Annotated in this window: 15 protein-coding genes; 8 read left to right on the top strand and 7 right to left on the bottom strand. The window is 67.1% G+C overall.

Features of this window, described 5'->3' with window-relative positions; translation table 11 throughout:
- Positions 1–92 precede the first annotated feature (92 nt).
- The gene (locus B4F51_RS03430; protein WP_296223689.1) at positions 93–950 is read left to right on the top strand and encodes a PhzF family phenazine biosynthesis protein; all 858 of its coding nucleotides are present in this window, start codon (positions 93–95) and stop codon (positions 948–950) included.
- Here the strand turns inward: B4F51_RS03430 and B4F51_RS03425 are convergent.
- Positions 947–1486 (bottom strand): GNAT family N-acetyltransferase, encoded by a 540-nt coding sequence (locus B4F51_RS03425; RefSeq protein WP_296223688.1) that lies wholly within the window; start codon positions 1484–1486, stop codon positions 947–949. The genes B4F51_RS03430 and B4F51_RS03425 overlap by 4 nt on opposite strands.
- Positions 1486–2070, bottom strand: coding sequence for a helix-turn-helix domain-containing protein (locus B4F51_RS03420; protein WP_296223687.1), 585 nt, complete (start codon positions 2068–2070; stop codon positions 1486–1488). Before B4F51_RS03420 ends, B4F51_RS03425 begins: the two co-directional genes overlap by 1 nt.
- Before the next feature lie 189 nt (positions 2071–2259).
- Between B4F51_RS03420 and B4F51_RS03415 the strand changes: the two genes are divergently transcribed.
- Complete coding sequence (locus B4F51_RS03415; protein WP_296223686.1) at positions 2260–3291, top strand: NADP-dependent oxidoreductase; 1032 nt, start codon at positions 2260–2262, stop codon at positions 3289–3291.
- 20 nt (positions 3292–3311) lie between these two features.
- Here the strand turns inward: B4F51_RS03415 and B4F51_RS03410 are convergent, their stop codons facing one another.
- On the bottom strand, positions 3312–4742 hold the full coding sequence (locus tag B4F51_RS03410) for a DUF1254 domain-containing protein (RefSeq protein WP_296223685.1): 1431 nt from the start codon (positions 4740–4742) through the stop codon (positions 3312–3314).
- Positions 4743–4939: 197 nt separating this feature from the next.
- Entirely contained in the window at positions 4940–5923 is a 984-nt protein-coding gene (locus B4F51_RS03405; protein ID WP_296223684.1) for an NAD(P)H-dependent flavin oxidoreductase, read from the bottom strand.
- A gap of 127 nt (positions 5924–6050) precedes the next feature.
- Here B4F51_RS03405 and B4F51_RS03400 point away from each other — a divergent pair, with 127 nt between their 5' ends.
- Positions 6051–6977, top strand: coding sequence for an alpha/beta fold hydrolase (locus tag B4F51_RS03400; RefSeq protein WP_296223683.1), 927 nt, complete (start codon positions 6051–6053; stop codon positions 6975–6977).
- 9 nt (positions 6978–6986) lie between these two features.
- On the opposite strand, the gene B4F51_RS03395 is transcribed toward B4F51_RS03400, so the two are convergent.
- The 3 genes from B4F51_RS03395 to B4F51_RS03385 are packed head-to-tail and all read right to left on the bottom strand — an operon-like array spanning position 6987 to position 10697.
- Positions 6987–7670 carry a Fe2+-dependent dioxygenase gene (locus B4F51_RS03395; RefSeq protein ID WP_296223682.1) on the bottom strand — a complete coding sequence of 228 codons (684 nt, stop codon included), beginning with the start codon at positions 7668–7670 and terminating at the stop codon, positions 6987–6989.
- A complete protein-coding gene (locus tag B4F51_RS03390; RefSeq protein ID WP_296223681.1) occupies positions 7661–8413 on the bottom strand; it encodes a tetratricopeptide repeat protein in 753 nt (250 codons plus the stop codon). Before B4F51_RS03390 ends, B4F51_RS03395 begins: the two co-directional genes overlap by 10 nt.
- Positions 8414–8417: 4 nt before the next feature.
- Entirely contained in the window at positions 8418–10697 is a 2280-nt protein-coding gene (locus B4F51_RS03385) for a TonB-dependent receptor (RefSeq protein ID WP_296223680.1), read from the bottom strand.
- A 275-nt stretch (positions 10698–10972) separates the two neighbouring features.
- Here B4F51_RS03385 and B4F51_RS03380 point away from each other — a divergent pair, with 275 nt between their 5' ends.
- Genes B4F51_RS03380 through B4F51_RS03360 form a run of 5 tightly spaced genes read left to right on the top strand, consistent with a single transcriptional unit; the run spans position 10973 to position 17213 of the window.
- The gene (locus B4F51_RS03380; protein ID WP_296223679.1) at positions 10973–11752 is read left to right on the top strand and encodes an enoyl-CoA hydratase/isomerase family protein; all 780 of its coding nucleotides are present in this window, start codon (positions 10973–10975) and stop codon (positions 11750–11752) included.
- 1 nt (position 11753) lies between these two features.
- Positions 11754–13529 (top strand): acyclic terpene utilization AtuA family protein, encoded by a 1776-nt coding sequence (locus B4F51_RS03375; protein WP_296223678.1) that lies wholly within the window; start codon positions 11754–11756, stop codon positions 13527–13529.
- 14 nt (positions 13530–13543) lie between these two features.
- On the top strand, positions 13544–14698 hold the full coding sequence (locus B4F51_RS03370; RefSeq protein WP_296223677.1) for an acyl-CoA dehydrogenase family protein: 1155 nt from the start codon (positions 13544–13546) through the stop codon (positions 14696–14698).
- A gap of 21 nt (positions 14699–14719) precedes the next feature.
- The gene (locus B4F51_RS03365; RefSeq protein WP_296223676.1) at positions 14720–15607 is read left to right on the top strand and encodes an SDR family oxidoreductase; all 888 of its coding nucleotides are present in this window, start codon (positions 14720–14722) and stop codon (positions 15605–15607) included.
- Complete coding sequence (locus tag B4F51_RS03360) at positions 15594–17213, top strand: acyl-CoA carboxylase subunit beta (protein ID WP_296223675.1); 1620 nt, start codon at positions 15594–15596, stop codon at positions 17211–17213. The genes B4F51_RS03365 and B4F51_RS03360 overlap by 14 nt, the downstream gene beginning before the upstream one ends.
- The last annotated feature ends 21 nt before the right edge of the window (positions 17214–17234 follow it).

The raw sequence follows: 17234 nt of genomic DNA, 5'->3' as shown, positions 1-17234 counted from the left end.
TCCGCAAGTGTGCATGGAGGCGGTGTGGCGGTGCGTTGATGATGACGCATCGCCACACCGCTTTTTTTCTTTCTCACACACCGGACCCAGCCATGTCGCGCTACGCCTTCCGCCTGCTCAACGTCTTTGCCGAATCCACCTTTGGCGGCAACCAGCTCGCCGTCTTCGAAGACGGACGCGGCCTGGACGACGCCACCATGCAGGCCATCGGACGCCAGTTCAACCTGTCCGAGATCACCTTCATCTTCCCTGACGACACGGATGGCGCTACGGCGCGTTTCCGCATCTTCACGCCCGACTATGAGATGCCGTTTGCCGGCCACCCGTCGCTGGGGACCGCGCAGGTGGTGCGCGAACTGTACGGTCCGGGCAACGCGCTGACGCTGCGCTGCCAGTCGGGCATCGTCTCGTTGACGGCGCAGGACGAGGGGTGGTCTCTGGTGCCGCCGCGCTCGGGCGCACTGAGCACGCGCGAGGTGGATCCGGCCATTGCCGGCATGCTGGGGCTGGACGCCGATGCGCTGGCGGGCGCACCGATGTGGGTGGATGCCGGCATCGAGCAACTGCTGGTGCCGGTCAAGACGCGCGCCGATGTGGAGCGCGCCCGGCCCGACCCGTCAGCCTTCGATGCGTGGCCGCGCAGCCGCAACGATGGGCGCAACGCCTACGTGTTCACCATGCCCGCGCCCGGCAGCAACGATCCGGTGGTCTCGCGCTTCTTCTTCGAATACGGCACGGGCCTGTGGGAAGACCCGGGCACCGGTTCGGCATGTGCCAACCTGGGCGGCTGGTTGCGTGCGACGGGCCATGCCTTGCCAGCAAGCTACCGCATCGAGCAGGGCGCGGCGGTGGGGCGGCCCTGCCACCTGACACTGCGTGTGGATGCCGACGGCACCATCCACGTCGGTGGCCGCGTGATCGAGATCGGTCGCGGCACGCTGACGATTTAATCTGCGGCGCCCAACTGTTTGCAGTAGAACGTCGTCCCGCAGAACGCGCCGTCGGGCATCAGCGCGTAGTTGGGCACCGAGCCCACGCGCTGCCAGCCGGCGCGCGCGTACAGCCGCTCGGCATCGCCGCCGGTGACGGTGTCGAGCACCAGCACCGTTTTGCCCTCGGCACGCGCGACTTCGTCTATCGCCACCATCAACCGCTGCGCCACGCCTTGCCTGCGCGCGCGGCGGTGCACGAGCATCTTGGCGACATCGGCGCGGTGGGGCTGGTTTTCGGGTTGCGCCAGGATCAATTGCACGGTGCCGAGGACGGCGCCACGTTCGTCTTCCGCAATCAGCAGCGCGCGCTCGCCGTGCGCCAGGCCTTCGACCACATCACGCCAGAACGCCCGCGCCTTGTCGTGCGACAGCGGCCACATGAAGCTGACCGAGGCGCCGCCTTCCACGCAGTCGATCAGCACGTCCGCCAGCGCATCGATGCAGGCGCACGCTTCATTGGCGCCCACGCGCCGCACGGTGAGGGTGTCGGTCATCACGGTCTCCAATGGCCGGGCTGCACGGTCGTTAGCGCAACGAGATAGCGCGCCGGCCGTCGCGTCGGGTTGTGATACGCGATCGGGCGGTCCAGCCGCATGGTCAGGCAATCGCCCGCGTTCAGGCGCCAGTGCGCGTCGCCCACGGTCATTTCCATCGTTCCCTCGATCACCCACACCTGCTGGTGGATCTCGGCGTCGCGCGCGCCGGTGTCGTAAGCGACGCGTTCACCGGGCGGGAAGTGCACTTCCACAAGCTGGATCGGCGAGCGCGCGGCCGGCGAGAGGTTGCGGCGCACGTAGCCCGAGGCGGGGTCGGTCCATTCGGGTTGCTCCGCTGCGCGCGATACGGGCGACGGCTCGGTGGCCGGCGTGGAACCCTCCTCGAACAGCGAGGCGAGCGTCACGCCCAGCGCGGAGCTGAGCCGGTCGAGCACGGCGGCGGTCGGGCTACTCTGGCCGCGTTCGATCAGGGAGATGGCCGAGCGGCTGACCTGGCTGCGTTCGGCCAGGGCTTCGAGCGACAGGCCCTGGGCGTCGCGCAAGTCGCGCAGGCGTTGGGCGATACGTTGGTGGATGTCCATGATGTCCAGTTTAGTGGAAATATTCGTCCGGTAAACTGGAATTTTGAGGCGCTCGCATTGCCCTTGCCATTGGTAGTGCTTTCCAGCTGCTCCGACTCGTTGCTGGGATTGCTGCTAAATTGCCCTTCGCGCATTTTTTTTGTCCCTTTTTCTAGACGATCGGTCTATTAATCGATTCAGGAGCCCGTCATGTCGCAACGTGAAGCCGTCAACCGCCGTATCGTGCTCGCCAGCCGCCCGCGCGGCACACCAACGCCCGAGAACTTCCGCATTGAAGAGACGGCCGTGCCACAACCGCAGGACGGCGAGGTGCTGCTGCGCACGCTGTATCTGTCGCTCGATCCGTACATGCGCAACCTGATGGACGAGGTGGGGCCCGGCTATGCGCAGCCGGTGGCGGTGGGCGCGCCGATGGTTGGCGGCACGGTCAGCCGGGTGGTGGCGTCCCGGCATCCGCAGTTTCATGAGGGCGATCTTGTGCTCGGCGGCGGCGGCTGGCAGGACTACGCCGTCGCCGCCGGCCAGGAACTGACGCCGCTGGGCGACATGGCCGAACCTTCACTGGCGTTGGGCGGGCTGGGCATGCCTGCGTTCACGGCATATGTGGGGCTGCTGGACATCGGCCAGCCTAAAGCTGGCGAGACGGTTGTCGTGGCTGCCGCTACGGGCGCAGTTGGCGCGGTGGTCGGGCAGCTCGCCAAGCTCAAGGGTGCGCGCGTGATTGGCATTGCGGGTGGGGCAGACAAGTGCCGATACGCCGTCGAGACACTTGGCTTCGACGTGTGCCTGGACCGCCGCGAGCCCGACCTCGCCAGGCGCCTGGCCGAGGCCTGCCCGGACGGCATCGACGTCTATTTCGAGAACGTCGGCGGCGAGGTGTTCGACGCGGTGCTGCCGCTGCTGAACATCGGCGCACGCGTGCCGGTGTGTGGCTTCATCGCGCACTACAACGACGAGGCCGTCACCGGCCCGGACCGCCTGCCCAAGCTGACGGCCGCCGTGTTGCAGAAGCGCATCCGCATGCAAGGTTTCATCATCCTCGACCACTATGCCGATCGCTACGACGCCTTCCAGCGCGACATGCGTGCGTGGGTGGCGGCCGGTAAGGTGAAGCTGCGCGAAGACCGCATCGATGGGCTGGAGAACGCCCCGGCCGCGTTCATCGGCCTGCTCGAAGGGCGCAACTTTGGCAAGCTGGTGGTGCGCGTGACGCAGGCGTGATCGCTCCGAAAGCGCGGCGGTTAGTTCCGCCGCTGCACGACGGGCGGTATCCAGGTGGCGTCGAGCGCTGCCTCTTTCGGCCACGTCAATTGCAGGCGCAGCAGGAACGGGCCCACAGGCGGCGGCAGCCAGTTGCGGCGCTCGCCCTTGGGCTGCGCTCGCTGGATCAGGATGTCGAGCGAGCCGTCGCGGTTCAGGCGCGGGCGGTCTGCCTCGCTCAGCACGTTGCGCAGGCCGGGGTGCTCGGTGGTGCGGCGCGGTTGCTGCACGGCGGCCACCGCCCAGCCGGCGTTCTCCGGCGGGAGCTGGTCGCGGTCGAAATGCAGCACGTAGCGGTGCGCGCTATCCAGCGGCATGCCGTTGGCGTCAGCTCTGGTGGTGCCGATCAGCATGTCCTGCGGCACGTCGGTGCCACCACCAGACCACGCCACGATGGCGCGCTGTGCGTAGTCCAGCCCATAGGCGCCGATCATGCGCGGGATGAACCAGCCGTTCTGGGTAACCGGCGGCTGCTTGGCGGCCGTGTCCAGGCTGTCGCGTGCGGCGGCCACGCCGGCGTCCATCACCTTCAGGCTGGCAGCGTCCACGGCGTTGGTGTCGAACGGTGATCCCGGCACCAGCCCCAGGTTGCTCAGCGATTGCACCATCGTCGAGTCGGCCGCGTGCGGCGGGTTGTCCTTGAGCAGCGCGGCAAAGCGCGTGAAGTAGGCGTTGGCGTCGAGCGCGGTCACGCGGCGTCGTGCCGCATCCAGGCTGACATCAACATCGTCCGGTTTGTTGGTATCGGCCTCGGTTTCGCGCGCGGCGGGTTTGCCGAAGGCGTCCAGCGGCGTGATGCGATAGCGGTCCTGCACGCGGCGTGCGGCGGCGATGTCGCGCTGGCCGGCCACCTGCGTGCGGGCGACGATCCAGACCAGGTTCGTGGGTGCGGCGATCTGTTTGACGCCTGCCGGCAGCGTGCCTTCCCAGCCCGGCGGCGTGATGGCGTAGTGGGCGGCGCGTGTGCCGGTGGTGCGGTTGCCGAGCGATTCAAACACGTCCGTCCACGCGTCGTGCAGGGCCACCCAGATGTGGCGGCGGCCGACGTCGGGCAGGCTCAACACGACCGGCCCGTTGCGCAAATCGATGAAGGCGCTGCTGGAAAGCATGTCCACGCGGGCGCGCACGCCGGTGGGCAGGGCTTCATCGTCCAGCGTGCGCTGGTGCATGAAGCGGCCGGTGGGCGCAAGTGCGGACGTGGTCTGCAACAGGGCGTCCGTCATCATCAACGGAAACCCGTACACATAGGCCGATCGGACTTGCGCCTCGCCGGGTTGTGGCAGGCGCAATTCGGTACTGGCGGTGGGTTCGGGGTTCTGGGTGGAGCAGCCGGCCAGGGTAAGGGCCGCCACGCTCAGCGCCACGGCAGCCAGCTTGGTAAGCGGGCGCGCGGGCGCAGGGCAGTGCGTCATCGTGTTCTCCTTTGTCGTCGGTGCGCGCAACAGGAAACGAGACGCCTGTCGAACATCCCCCCAAGGATGCTTGCGCATACGGTTGCGCGTGGGCCGATCCCATGGCGCCGCGCATTTCGTCGTGAATCTTTGGACTGTAGGAGTGCCGTCGGCGCAAGTCAATCGAGGTGCCGTGGGGGGCGCAAGCGCTGTTCAAGCTACAGGCGCAGGTGCAGTGCGAGACGCAATTTGGCGGCGTCGTACTCGGCCTTCAGGCGCGCGACGATCTCGCCGGCGGGCGGCAGGTCGGCAATCTGGCCAACGCCCTGGCCTGCGCCCCAGATGTCTTTCCATGCCTTGCCACGGGAGCTGCCGTCGCCAAAGTTCATCTTCGATTTGTCTGCCTCGGGCAGGGCGTTCGGGTCCAGGCCGGCCAGCTCGATGCTCTCGCGGATGTAGTTGCCGTGCACGCCGGTGAAGAGGTTCGTATAGACGATGTCGGATGCCGCCGCGCGCAGAATGGCCTGCTTGTAAGTCTCGGCCGCGTGCGCCTCCTGGCTGGCGATGAAGCGCGTGCCGATGTAGGCCAGATCCGCCCCCATGGCCTGCGCGGCGAGGATGGCATCGCCCGTGGCGATGGCGCCCGACAACGCGATCGGCCCGTCGAAGATGTGCCGCACCTCGCCCACCAGCGCAAACGGCGACAGCGTGCCGGCATGGCCGCCCGCGCCCGCCGCCACCAGAATCAGCCCGTCGACGCCGGCTTCCAACGCCTTCTCGGCATGGCGCAGGTTGATCACATCGTGCAGCACGATGCCGCCGTAGCTGTGTACGGCATCCAGGATCTCCTTGACCGGCGCGCGCAGCGAGGTAATGAAGATGGGCACCTTGTGCTTGATGCAGGTGGCCACGTCCTGCTCAAGCCGCGCGTTGGAGTGATGCACGATCTGGTTGACCGCCAGCGGCCCCACCACCTCATGCGGATGCGCGGCGCGGTGAGCGGCCAGGTCTTCGTTGATCCGCGTGAGCCACTCGTCCAGCACTTCGGCCGGGCGGGCGTTGAGCGCAGGAAACGCGCCGACGATGCCGGCCTTGCACTGTGCCAGCACCAGTTCGGGATAGCTGACGATGAACATCGGCGATCCGATCACCGGCAGCGTCAGGTGTTGCAGCACGGGCGGCAGATGCTTGGCGGCGGGCATGGCGTCTCCTGGCTGATGTGCGCGGGGTGCGCCGATTGAGTATAGGAAGCGGGCGCCACACTTTGTGTACCAGCTTCTGCGCTAGCATGCGATGCATCACACGCGCGCCAAAGCACAGGAGACCGCCATGACCGCCCCGTTGTCCATCGATGCCGCCACCGCCGCCGCAGATCAGGCGCTGTTTCCGGGCTTCCGCCCGTTTCGCCAGGTGGTCAATGGCGTGGAGATTGCTGGCGTGATCGGCGGCAGCGGGCCGCCGCTGCTGTTGCTGCACGGGCATCCGCAAAGCCACGTGATCTGGCACAAGGTGGCGCGCGATCTGATGCGCGACTACACCGTCGTCGCCACGGACCTGCGCGGCTATGGCGCCTCGTCCAAGCCGCCCGGTAGCGCCAGGCACGCGGAATACAGCAAGCGCACCATGGCGCAGGACCAGGTGGACGTGATGCGCGCGCTGGGCTTCGGCCGCTTCCGGCTGTGTGCGCACGATCGCGGCGCCCGCGTCGCGCACCGCCTGTGCGTCGATCACCCCGCGCACGTGGAGCGCGCCATGCTGCTCGACATCGCCCCCACGCTGGCCATGTACGAGCACACCGATATGGCCTTTGCCTCGGCGTACTGGCACTGGTTCTTCCTGATCCAGCCGTCGCCGTTTCCAGAAACGCTCATCAACGCCACGCCGGATTTCTACATCGGCAAGCTGATAGGGTTGCGTCACGCCGGGCTCGACCCGTTCGCGCCGGAGGCGATGGCCACCTACGCCGCCGCCATGCGCGAGCCCGCCTGTGTGCACGCCATGTGCGAGGACTACCGCGCCGCCGCCACCATCGACCTGGAACACGATCGCGCGGATCGCTCAGCCGGCAAGCGCGTGAGCGTGCCGCTGCGCGTGCTGTGGGGGGAGCATGGGGTGATTCAGCGGTGCTTCAAGCCGCTGGAGCTGTGGCAGGCCGTGGCCGATGACGTGAGCGGCGGCACGGTGCCGTGCGGGCACTACGTGCCGGAGGAGGCGCCGGAGGCGCTACTCGCAGAGATGCGGGCGTTCTTTGCGTGAGCGATTGGCTCACCCCTCCGCCCACTCCCGCAACAGGTTGTGATACGTCCCCGTCAACGCAATCACCGACGGGTCTTCCTGCCCCAGCAGCCCCATCAGCCGCTGCAGTTCCGTATCCATCTGGAACAGCAGCGTGCGATGTGCGTCGCTGCGCACCATGCTTTGCAGCCAGAAGAACGAGCACACCCGTGCGCCGCGCGTGACGGGCGTGACGCGATGCAGGCTGCTGCTCGGGTACAGCACCATGTCGCCGGCAACAAGCTTGACGCGGTGCTCGCCGAAGGTGTCGTCGATGACGAGTTCACCGCCGTCGTAGTCTTCCGGCTCGGTCAGGAACAGCGTGCAGGAAAGATCGCTGCGAATGCGGAAATCGGTGCCGCGCAGGTGGCGTATGGCGTTGTCGACGTGGTTGCCGAAGGTCTGGCCGCCCGCGTAGCGGTTGAACAGCGGCGGGAAGACCTTGTGCGGCAGCGCGGCCGAGAAGAACAGCGTGTTGGCGGAGAGCGCGTCCTGAATGAAGGTGCCGACCTCGCGTGCGGCGGACGAGTCCTCAGGCAACTGCATGTTGTGCTTGACCTGCCCGGACTGCGCGCCGGCGGTGACTTTGCCGTCGACCCACTCGGCGGCGTCGATGATGGCGCGGCATTGCGCGACCTGCGCCTTCGTCAGGACGGCGGGGATGTTCAGCAGCATGGGGTTTCCGTTTGCAACACGCCGGCCAGGGCACGCAGGCGTGCGTCGGGGTGGCCGGCAAGAAAATCGTGGGCGCGGGCGACAAAAGCCGGTGTGGCGGCGCCCGGTACAGCCTGCATCCATGTGCGGGCTTCGTCGGAACGCCCCGCAAGTGCAAGCAGGCGTGCGGCGTTGAATCGGCCGCGGAAGTCGCCGCCCTCGGCTGCGCGCAGATAGCAGCGCAGGGCCGTCGCCAGGTCCGCTTCGACCTCCCAGCCGTCTTCGTAGAAGCCGCCCACCACGTTGATCGACTTGGCGTGCCCTTGCGCGGCGGCGGCCTGGAAAAGCGCGAAGGCTTGCGCGCGGTCCTTCGGCACGCCGCGCCCAAGCTGCAGGCTGGTGGCGTAGTTGTATTGGCCCCAGTCGAGGCCGGCGTCGGCGGCGAGGGCGTACCAGTGCGTGGCCGTTTTGTCGCACGCGGGCGTGCCCCAGCCGTGCTCGTAACAGCGGCCGAGCATGTTGGCGGCCATGGCGTGGCCCGACAGCGCAGCGGTCTTGAACCAGAACAGGGCTTCGGCCGGGTTGCGTTCGATGCCGTGGCCGTCGAGCAGCCATTGGCCGAAAATGGCCTGCGCATCAGCATGCCCCCGCTGCGCTGCACCGGCCAGCCAGCGCGCGGCGCGCTCGGCAGGGCCAGCGAGCACCGCATGGATGGCATCGACCGCCGCGCGGTCAGGCGCGGCGGCATTGGGGTGTAGCGACATCGGCTCAGTATCGGATGCCCAACGTCAGGATCGCCGCGCGCCCCGGTGCTAGCGATGCATAGTGCGATGCATAGGCCTGCTTGAAGTACGTCTTGTCGAACAGGTTCTGCACGTTCAGTTGCAGGCTGGCGTGCTTGTCGATGCGGTAAGCGGCCATCGCGTCAAAGCGCCAGTACGCGGGCACCCACTTCGGGTTGGCGGGGTTGGTGCTGCCCCAGACCTTCGAGACGTAATACGCACCGCCGCCCAATGTGAGCTTCGGCATCGGCTGGTACGTTGTCCACAGGCTGAAACTGTTCTTGGGCGTGTTGGGGAATGCGGCGCCGTTGGTGCCACCGAAGGCCGCGCCCGCGCCGCCGTTGTTGCGCAGTTCGCTCTTCAGGAACGTGTAGCCGCCAAACACTTGCCACTTGTTGGTGAGCGCGCCCGACCAACCGAGTTCGAAGCCGTCCACGCGCTTGTTGCCGGCCATGGCGGCGGTGCCGTCCTGCTGGACGATGCGTGCGTTGGTGGTTTCGATGCGGAAGACGGCCGCGGTCAGCGCCAGCTTGTTGTCCAGCACGTTCCACTTGGTGCCGAGTTCGTAGGCGCGGTTCTTCTCGGGGGCCAGCACGTCGCCGCGATTGCCTGCACGGTCCGGTGTAAGTGAGCTGGTATCGGAGCCTTGCCCGGCTACCGAGCCACTCGGTGTGGACGACGTGCCATAGGCCACATAGATGCTGCCGTTCTGCGCGGGTTTGAAGACCAGGCCGAGTTGGTAGTTCAGCAGGTTGTCGTCGCGCGAGAAGCTGGAGCGCACGCCCTGTGCGTTGGCCGACGTGGTGGCCGAAGCCGAGTAGCGGTCGTAGCGGATGCCGCCGTTGATCTGCCAGCGCGGCGACAGCTCGACGGTGTCGAACACGTACACCGACTGCGTGCGCACGGTCGTCTCCGCCGGATTGTTGTTGCGCGCAATGGTGCCGGACCACGGGTCATGCGGGTTCGGGTCGAACAGGCTCGTGCAGTTGTAACCACCCGCCGTGCCCGTGCCGTTTGGGCAGCGGTTGCTGCCGGTGGCGACGCTGTAGGTGTCGTTTCTGCTGTGCTCGCGCGAGAACTCCACGCCTGCCGCATAGCTGTGCTTGAAGCTGCCAGTTTCGAACTTGCCGGTCGCCTCGGTCTGGTTGGCGATGGTGTTGGCGACAGAGTAGCGCGAGTTGGTGCGGCGCCAGACCATGCCGTAGTAGATGTTGCCCTGGCTGTCGTCGGGCTGGGTCCAGATGTAGTCCTGGCTGGTGCGGGCGACGCGCGTGGTGTTGCGCAGTTTCAGTGTGCTGGACACATCCTGCTCCAGCGCCAACGTGCCCATGTCGACGCGGTCGCGGCGGAAGTCGCGCGACAGGCCGTAGTAGACATTGCGATCGACATCCACGGGTGCGCCGTCTCCGGGGCCGAACAGTTGCGGGCGACCATCGGTGCGGCGGTTGAACGTGCCGTTGTTGTAGGGGATGCCGGTGTCGGGCGTGTCGTTCGACTGCAGGTGGTAGTACGAAAGCGTGGCGCGCGCGGGCGTGCCCAGCCCGAAGGCAATGGCCGGCGCGATGCCCCAGCGGCTGAAGCTCGTCACGTCGCGGCCCGGCACGCCGGCATCGTGGTACAGCGCATTCAGGCGGAACGCCGCGTGCTCGCCGATCTGGTAGTTGCCGTCGGCTGTGGCGCGCTTGTAAGCCGCGTTGCCCACCGACAGCGTGCCCTCGGTAAAGTGCTCCAGCTTCGGTTGCTTCGAGACGATGTTGATCGCCCCGCCCGCTGAGCCTCGCCCTTCATACGCGCCCGACGGCCCCTTGATGATTTCCACCGATTCCACGTTGAACATGTCGCGCGATTGCGCGCCGATGTCACGCAGCCCATCGAGGAAGGTGCTGGCCTGCGCGTCGTAGCCGCGGATGAACGGGCGGTCGCCCACCGGGTTGCCGCCTTCGCCCGCGCCAAACGCGATGCCTGGCACCGTGCGCAGCGCCTCGGTGAGCGTGGCAGAGCCGGTGTCCTGCAAGATCTCGGCCGGAATCACAGTGACGGACTTGGGCGTGTCGACCAGCGGTGCGGTGAACTTGCCGCCCGAGGCTTCGTCGGTCTTGAAGCCGCTGCTGCCGGTGACGGTCTGCGCCGGCAGGGTGGTCGTCACAGCGTCTTTCTTCGTGTCGGCGACTGCCGGCGCGGAGGCCATGGCAAAGCTCATCGCCCCCGTCAGGTATCCCACCACCGAATGTTCCGCGCGCTTGCGCTCCGTCTGTGCTGCTTGCATGGCCGAGTGTTCGCTCCCTTGAGAGATTTGGTTACATATTTGATGCAAATGAGAATTATTATTGTTTAGGCGCAGGGGCGTCAAGGCATTGGCTGGCGGCATTCTTACGCACCAGGAAAATTGGCTGACAGATCAAGATGTTGCGGATGCTGAACCCTCTGCCCCGTCACAACATGGCACGTTCCGCGTTTGAAGGCTTCCATTTATTCAATCAAATGATTTAGTATTGCCGGGCAGGCTGTCCAACCGAATCTCTCTTCCAAGGTGAGCATCGCGTGAGCACCGACCCGGAACTCCTCATTGAGCAGCGCGGCCAAGCGCTGTGGTTGACCATCCAACGTGAAGACCGTCGCAACGCCATCAACGGCGCGGTGATCGACGCTCTGGGCCAGGCGCTGGCCGATGCCGGGCGTGATCCGGCTGTGCGCGCCGTGGTGCTGACCGGCGCCGGCACGCGCGCTTTCTGCGCGGGGGCCGATCTGCAGACCGGGCAATCCTTCCGCTTCGACTATTCCCAGCCGCATCAGGCCCTGGCCGACCTGTTCCGCCAAGCGCGCCGCTGCACCGTGCCGCTCATTGCGCGGGTGAACGGTGCCTGCATGGCGGGCGGCATGGGGCTGCTGGCGATGTGCGATCTGGCGGTGGCCAGCCGCAATGCCGTGTTCGGCTTGCCTGAAGTGAAAGTGGGCTTGTTTCCGGCCCAGGTGCTGGCCGTGCTGCAACACCAGTTGCCGCGCCGCGTGCTCAACGAGCTGTGCCTGACCGGCGAGCCGATGGATGCGGAGCGCGCGCTGGCCACCGGCCTCGTCAACGCGGTGGCCGAGCCCGAAGCGCTCGATGCTGCCGTCGACGCGCTGCTGGCACGGTTGCTCGACAAATCGCCCTCGGCCATCCGGCGTGGGCTGTATACGCTCAAGCAGGTTGAGCATCTGGGCTTCGAGCCGGCGATGGCCTTTACTGAAAGCCAGATCGGCCTGTTTGCCCTCACTGAAGACGCACAGGAAGGGCAGGCCGCTTTTCGCGAGAAGCGCGCACCCAACTGGACGGGCCGCTGACATGCAAAAGAACTCCGTCTCCATCGGCGGCGCCAGCGGCTTCTGGGGCGATAGCGTGACCGGCCCGATGCAGCTCGTCGCCTCGGGGCGCCTCGACTTTCTCGTCTTCGACTACCTGGCCGAACTGACAATGTCGCTGCTGGCCAGTGCGCGCATGAAGAACGCGGAGCTGGGCTACGCCACCGACTTCGTGAACGTGGCGATGCGCGCGGTGCTCAAGGATGCGCTGGCGCAGAACATCCGCATCATCGCCAACGCGGGCGGCGTGAACCCACGCGGGTGTGCGGCTGCCCTGCAGGCGCTGGCCGATGAGCTGGGCGTGAGCGTGCGCATTGCCGTGGTGGAGGGCGACGATGTGATGCCGCTGCTGCCCGCGCTGCGCGATAAAGGCGTGCGCGAGATGCAGAGCGGTCGCCCGCTGCCCGACAAGGTGGTCAGCGCCAACGCATATCTGGGCGCGCTGCCGATCAAGGCGGCGCTCGACGCGGGCGCGCAGGTGGTCATCACTGGCCGCTGCGTCGACAGCGCCGTCACGCTCGGCGCGCTGATGCACAGCTTCGGCTGGGCCGCCGACGACTACGATCGCCTCGCTGCCGGCAGCCTTGCCGGGCACATTCTCGAATGCGGTTGCCAGGGCGCTGGCGGCTTGCATACCGATTGGGAAGCCGTGCCCGACTGGGCGCACAGCGGCTACCCCATCGTTGAATGCCGGAACGACGGCAGCTTCATCGTCACCAAGCCGGCAGGCACGGGCGGCCTCGTCACGCCTGCCACCGTGGGCGAGCAATTGCTGTACGAGATCGGCGATCCGGCGCGCTACGTGTTGCCCGACGTCGTGTGCGACTTCGCGCATGTGACGATGGCGCAGGCCGGCGAACATCGCGTCGATGTGCGCGGCGCACGCGGCTTGGCCCCGACGCCAGACTACAAGGTGAGCGCTACGTACGCCGATGGCTATCGCGCCACCGGCCAACTCACCGTGGTCGGCTTCGACGCCGATCGCAAGGCACGCCGCACGGCCGAGGCGATTCTTGAGCGCACGCGTGGGCTGTTCCGCAAGCTCGGCTTGCCGGACTACAGCGCCACGCATATCGAGACGCTGGGTTCTGCGTATCTGTTCGGGCCGCATCAGCCTGATGTGCCGCGCTTTGAATCGGTGATGTGGCTGGCGGTGGCGCATCCGAACAGGCAGGCGCTGGAACTCTTTGCACGTGAGATTGCACCGGCCGGCACATCGTGGGCACCCGGCACGACGGGCGCGGGCGGACGGCCCAGCGTGGTGCCCGCCGTTAAGCAGTTCGCCTTCCTGCTCGACAAGGCGCGCCTGCAGCCGCGCGTGACTCTGCTGGGTGGGCAGACCATTGACGTGGCGGTGCCGACCGGTGGCGTGCCGCTCAATGCATCGTCGGCAGCAGCATCTGCGCCCGTTGCGCCGTCAACCGCGCCGACCCGAGAAGTCCCGCTCATCGAACTTGCCTACGCCCGCAGCGGCGACAAGGGCGATACGTCCAACATCGGCGTCATCGCGCGCCGGCCGGAAGACATGCCGCTGCTGCGCGCGCAGCTGACCGAAGGCGCGGTGGCTGCGTACCTCGCGCACGTTGTGAAGGGCCCCGTGACCCGCTATGAGCTGCCGGGCATTCACGCGCTCAACTTCGTCTGCGAGCAGGCGCTCGGTGGCGGCGGCATGGCGTCGCTGCGCAACGATCCGCTGGGCAAGGGCATGGCGCAGGTGCTGCTGGCGATGCCGGTGCGCGTGCCGGTCGATCACCCCTAACCAACGAGGCGACCATGTACGCAGGCCTGTTGCCGTCCATGCAGTTCAACGCAGAGCACGACACGTTTCGCGAAACCGTCCGCCGCTTCGTCGACAGGGCCGTGCTGCCGAACATCGACGCCTGGGAAGAGGCCGAAACCTTCCCGCGCGAGTTGTATCGCGAGGCTGCCGATCTTGGCCTGCTGGGCCTCGGCTTTCCCGAGGAAGTCGGCGGCACGCCGGGCGACCTGTTCATGGAACTGGCGATGATCGAAGAACTGACGCGCGCAGCCAGCGGCGGGTTGCTTGCTTCGCTGTTCAGCCACACCATCGGCGCACCGCCCATCGTGGCTGGCGGCTCGGCGGAACTGAAGGCACGCGTGCTGCCCGCCATCCTGTCGGGCGAGAAGATCAGCGCGCTGGCCATCACCGAGCCCTCGGGCGGGTCGGACGTTGCCAACCTGGCCACGCGCGCCGTGCGCGACGGCGATCACTACGTCGTCAACGGCAGCAAGATCTTCATTACCTCCGGCATGCGCGCGGACTACCTGACCGTGGCCGTGCGCACGGGCGGGCCGGGGGCGGGTGGTATTTCCGTGCTGCTGATCGACGGCGATACGCCGGGCCTGTCACGCACGCCGCTCAAGAAGATGGGCTGGTGGTGCTCCGACACGGCACAACTGCATTTCGACAACTGCCGCGTGCCCGCCGCAAACCTGCTCGGCCAGGAGAATGCCGGCTTCGCGCTGGTCATGCGCAACTTCAACCACGAGCGCCTTGCGCTGGCGATGCAAGCCTACGGCCTGGCCCGCGTATGCCTGGCCGAAGCTGTGGAATGGGCTAGCCAGCGCGAGACGTTCGGCAAGCGCTTGGTGCAGCATCAGGCCGTGCGTCAGAAACTCGTGGCGATGGCCACGCGCATCGAAGCCACGCGCGCGCTGCTCGAAGATCTGATGCGCCGCCTGCAGGCCGGCGAATCACCAGTCGCGCAACTGTGCATGCTGAAGAACTTCGCCACGCAAAGCTTGCAATTCTGCGCCGACACGGCCGTGCAACTGCTCGGCGGCATGGGTTTCATGCGCGGCACCAAGTCGGAGCGGATCTACCGCGAAGTGAAGGTCTACATGATCGGCGGCGGCGCGGAGGACATCCTCAGCGATCTCGCCGCACGCCAGCTCGGCTGGGTCTAACGCTCAATAGGGAGACACACCATGTATCGCTCAGTCTTTCGACCAGGGTTGTTCCAGGGCCAGGTGGCCATCGTGACAGGCGGGGGCAGCGGCATCGGCCGGTGCACCGCGCATGAGCTGGCGTCGCTGGGTGCGGCGGTGGCGCTGGTGGGGCGCAATGCCGACAAGCTTGCCGCCGTGCGCACCGAGATCGTCGAGGCCGGCGGCACCGCGCATGCCTATGTGTGCAACATCCGCGACGAGGCGGCGGTGCAGGCGCTGGTGGCGCAGATCTATGGCGAGCACGGTCGCATCGACGCGCTGGTCAACAACGCGGGCGGACAGTTTCCGGCGCCGCTCAAGGAGATCTCCGCCAAGGGCTGGGAGGCCGTGCTGCAGACCAACCTGACGGGCGGTTTCCTGATGGCGCGCGAGTGCCTGAACCAGGCGATGCAGTTGCACGGCGGCGCCATCGTCAACATCGTTGCCGACATGTGGGGCGGCATGCCCAACATGGGGCACTCGGGTGCGGCGCGTGCGGGCATGGTCAACTTGACCGAGACGGCGGCGTTCGAGTGGGCGCAGTACGGCGTACGCGTGAACGCGGTGGCGCCGGGCTATGTGGCCTCTTCGGGCATGGACGCATATCCGCCATGGATGGCCGAGACCATCCGCAGCATGCCGGGCACCGTGCCGCTGGGGCGCTTTGCCACCGAGGCGGAGGTGTCGGCGGCCATCGTGTATTTGCTGTCGGAGGCCGCGGCGTTCATCACGGGCACGACGCTGCGGGTGGACGGCGGCCGGCCCAACGTGCGGCCGGGCACGCCGATGCGCGCGCCCCGGCACGGCGCGGAGCCGTTCAACGGTTTCCATCTGGCGGTGACGCCCAAGGTGCTGCAAGACAAGGAGGGCAACGATGCCGGCCATTGAATCGCGCATCGTCCAGCAGAGCGACGCTTACCAGCAGAACCACGCCGCACTCGCGGAGCTGGTCGACCAGTTGCGCGCGCTGGAAGCCCGCACGCGCGACAAGTCCGAGGCGTCGCGCGCGCGCTTTGAGCAGCGTGGCCAGTTGCTGCCGCGTGACAGGCTTGGCCGCCTGCTCGATGCCGGCGCACCGTTTCTTGAACTGTCGACGCTGGCCGGCTTCTGCCTGGACCACGCGGACCCCGCACGCTCGATTCCCGGTGGTGGCTTCATCGCTGGCATTGGCTGGGTGAGCGGCGTGCGCGCGATGATCATCGTGGACGACGCGGGCATCGACGCCGGTGCCGTGCAGCCGATGGGCATCGAGAAGTTCCAGCGTGCGCAGGCGATTGCATTGGAGCAGAAGCTGCCGTTCATCCACCTGGTCGAATCGGCCGGCGCCAATCTGCTGACCTATCGCGTGGAAACCTTCATCCACGGGGGCAGCGGCTTCTACTGGCTGGCGCGGCTGTCGGCGGCGGGCATTCCGGTGATCAGCGTGGTGCACGGGTCGAGCACGGCCGGCGGCGCGTACATGCCGGGTCTGTCGGATTACGTGGTGATGGTGCGTGACCGCGCGCGCGCGTTCCTGGCCGGCCCGCCGCTGCTGAAGGCGGCTACGGGCGAAATCGCTACCGAAGAGGAACTGGGCGGCGCCGAGATGCACGCCACCACCTCGGGCCTGGCTGAATACCTGGCCGAAGACGATGCGGATGCGCTGCGCATCGCGCGCGAACTCGTGGCTGCGCTGGATTGGAACCGCGATGTGCCGGCGCCGGATCGGCCGTATGCACCGCCGCGCTTCGATGCGGAAGAACTGCTCGGCATTGCGCTGACCGATCACCGCAAACCGCTCGACATGCGGGAGGTCATCGCACGCATTGCCGACGGGTCGGATTTCCTGGAGTTCAAGCCCGACTACGGACCCGCGACGATCACCGGGCATGCGGCCATCTGTGGCATGCGCGTCGGCGTCATTACGAACAACGGGCCGCTCGACCCGGCGGGTGCCACAAAGGTGGTGCACTTCATCCAGGCGTCCTGTCAGTCCGATACGCCGCTGCTCTACCTGCAGAACACCACGGGCTTCATCGTCGGCAAGGCGTCGGAGCAGGCGGGCATGATCAAGCACGGCTCGAAGATGATCCAGGCCATGTCCAACGCTACCGTGCCGCGCATTACTGTGCACTGCGGCGCGTCGTTCGGGGCGGGAAACTATGGCATGTCGGGGCGCGGCTTCTTCCCGGATTTCTGCTTCAGTTGGCCCAACGCCAAGACCGCAGTGATGGGCGCCGAACAGGCCGCCGGCACGATGGCTACCGTCATGGCCGCCAGCATGCAGCGCAAGACGCAGACCGTCGACCACGAGGCCATCGAGGCAATGCGCGCCAAGGTGATCGACACCTTCGAGCGGCAGTCCGGCGCGTTCACCATCTCGGGCCGCCTGTTGGATGACGGCGTGATTGACCCGCGCGACACGCGCAAGGTGCTGGCCTGCGTGCTGGCCGTGTGCGACGAGGCGCGCCGCCGTGTGCTGCATCCCATCCAGTTCGGCGTTGCGCGACCGTAGCCGCGCCCACACAAACAAGCG

It is taken from the genome of Ralstonia sp. UBA689, assembly GCF_002298975.1.
In the GTDB taxonomy this organism is placed as follows: Bacteria; Pseudomonadota; Gammaproteobacteria; order Burkholderiales; family Burkholderiaceae; genus Ralstonia.
This window is presented reverse-complemented; position numbering and strand designations above follow the sequence as displayed.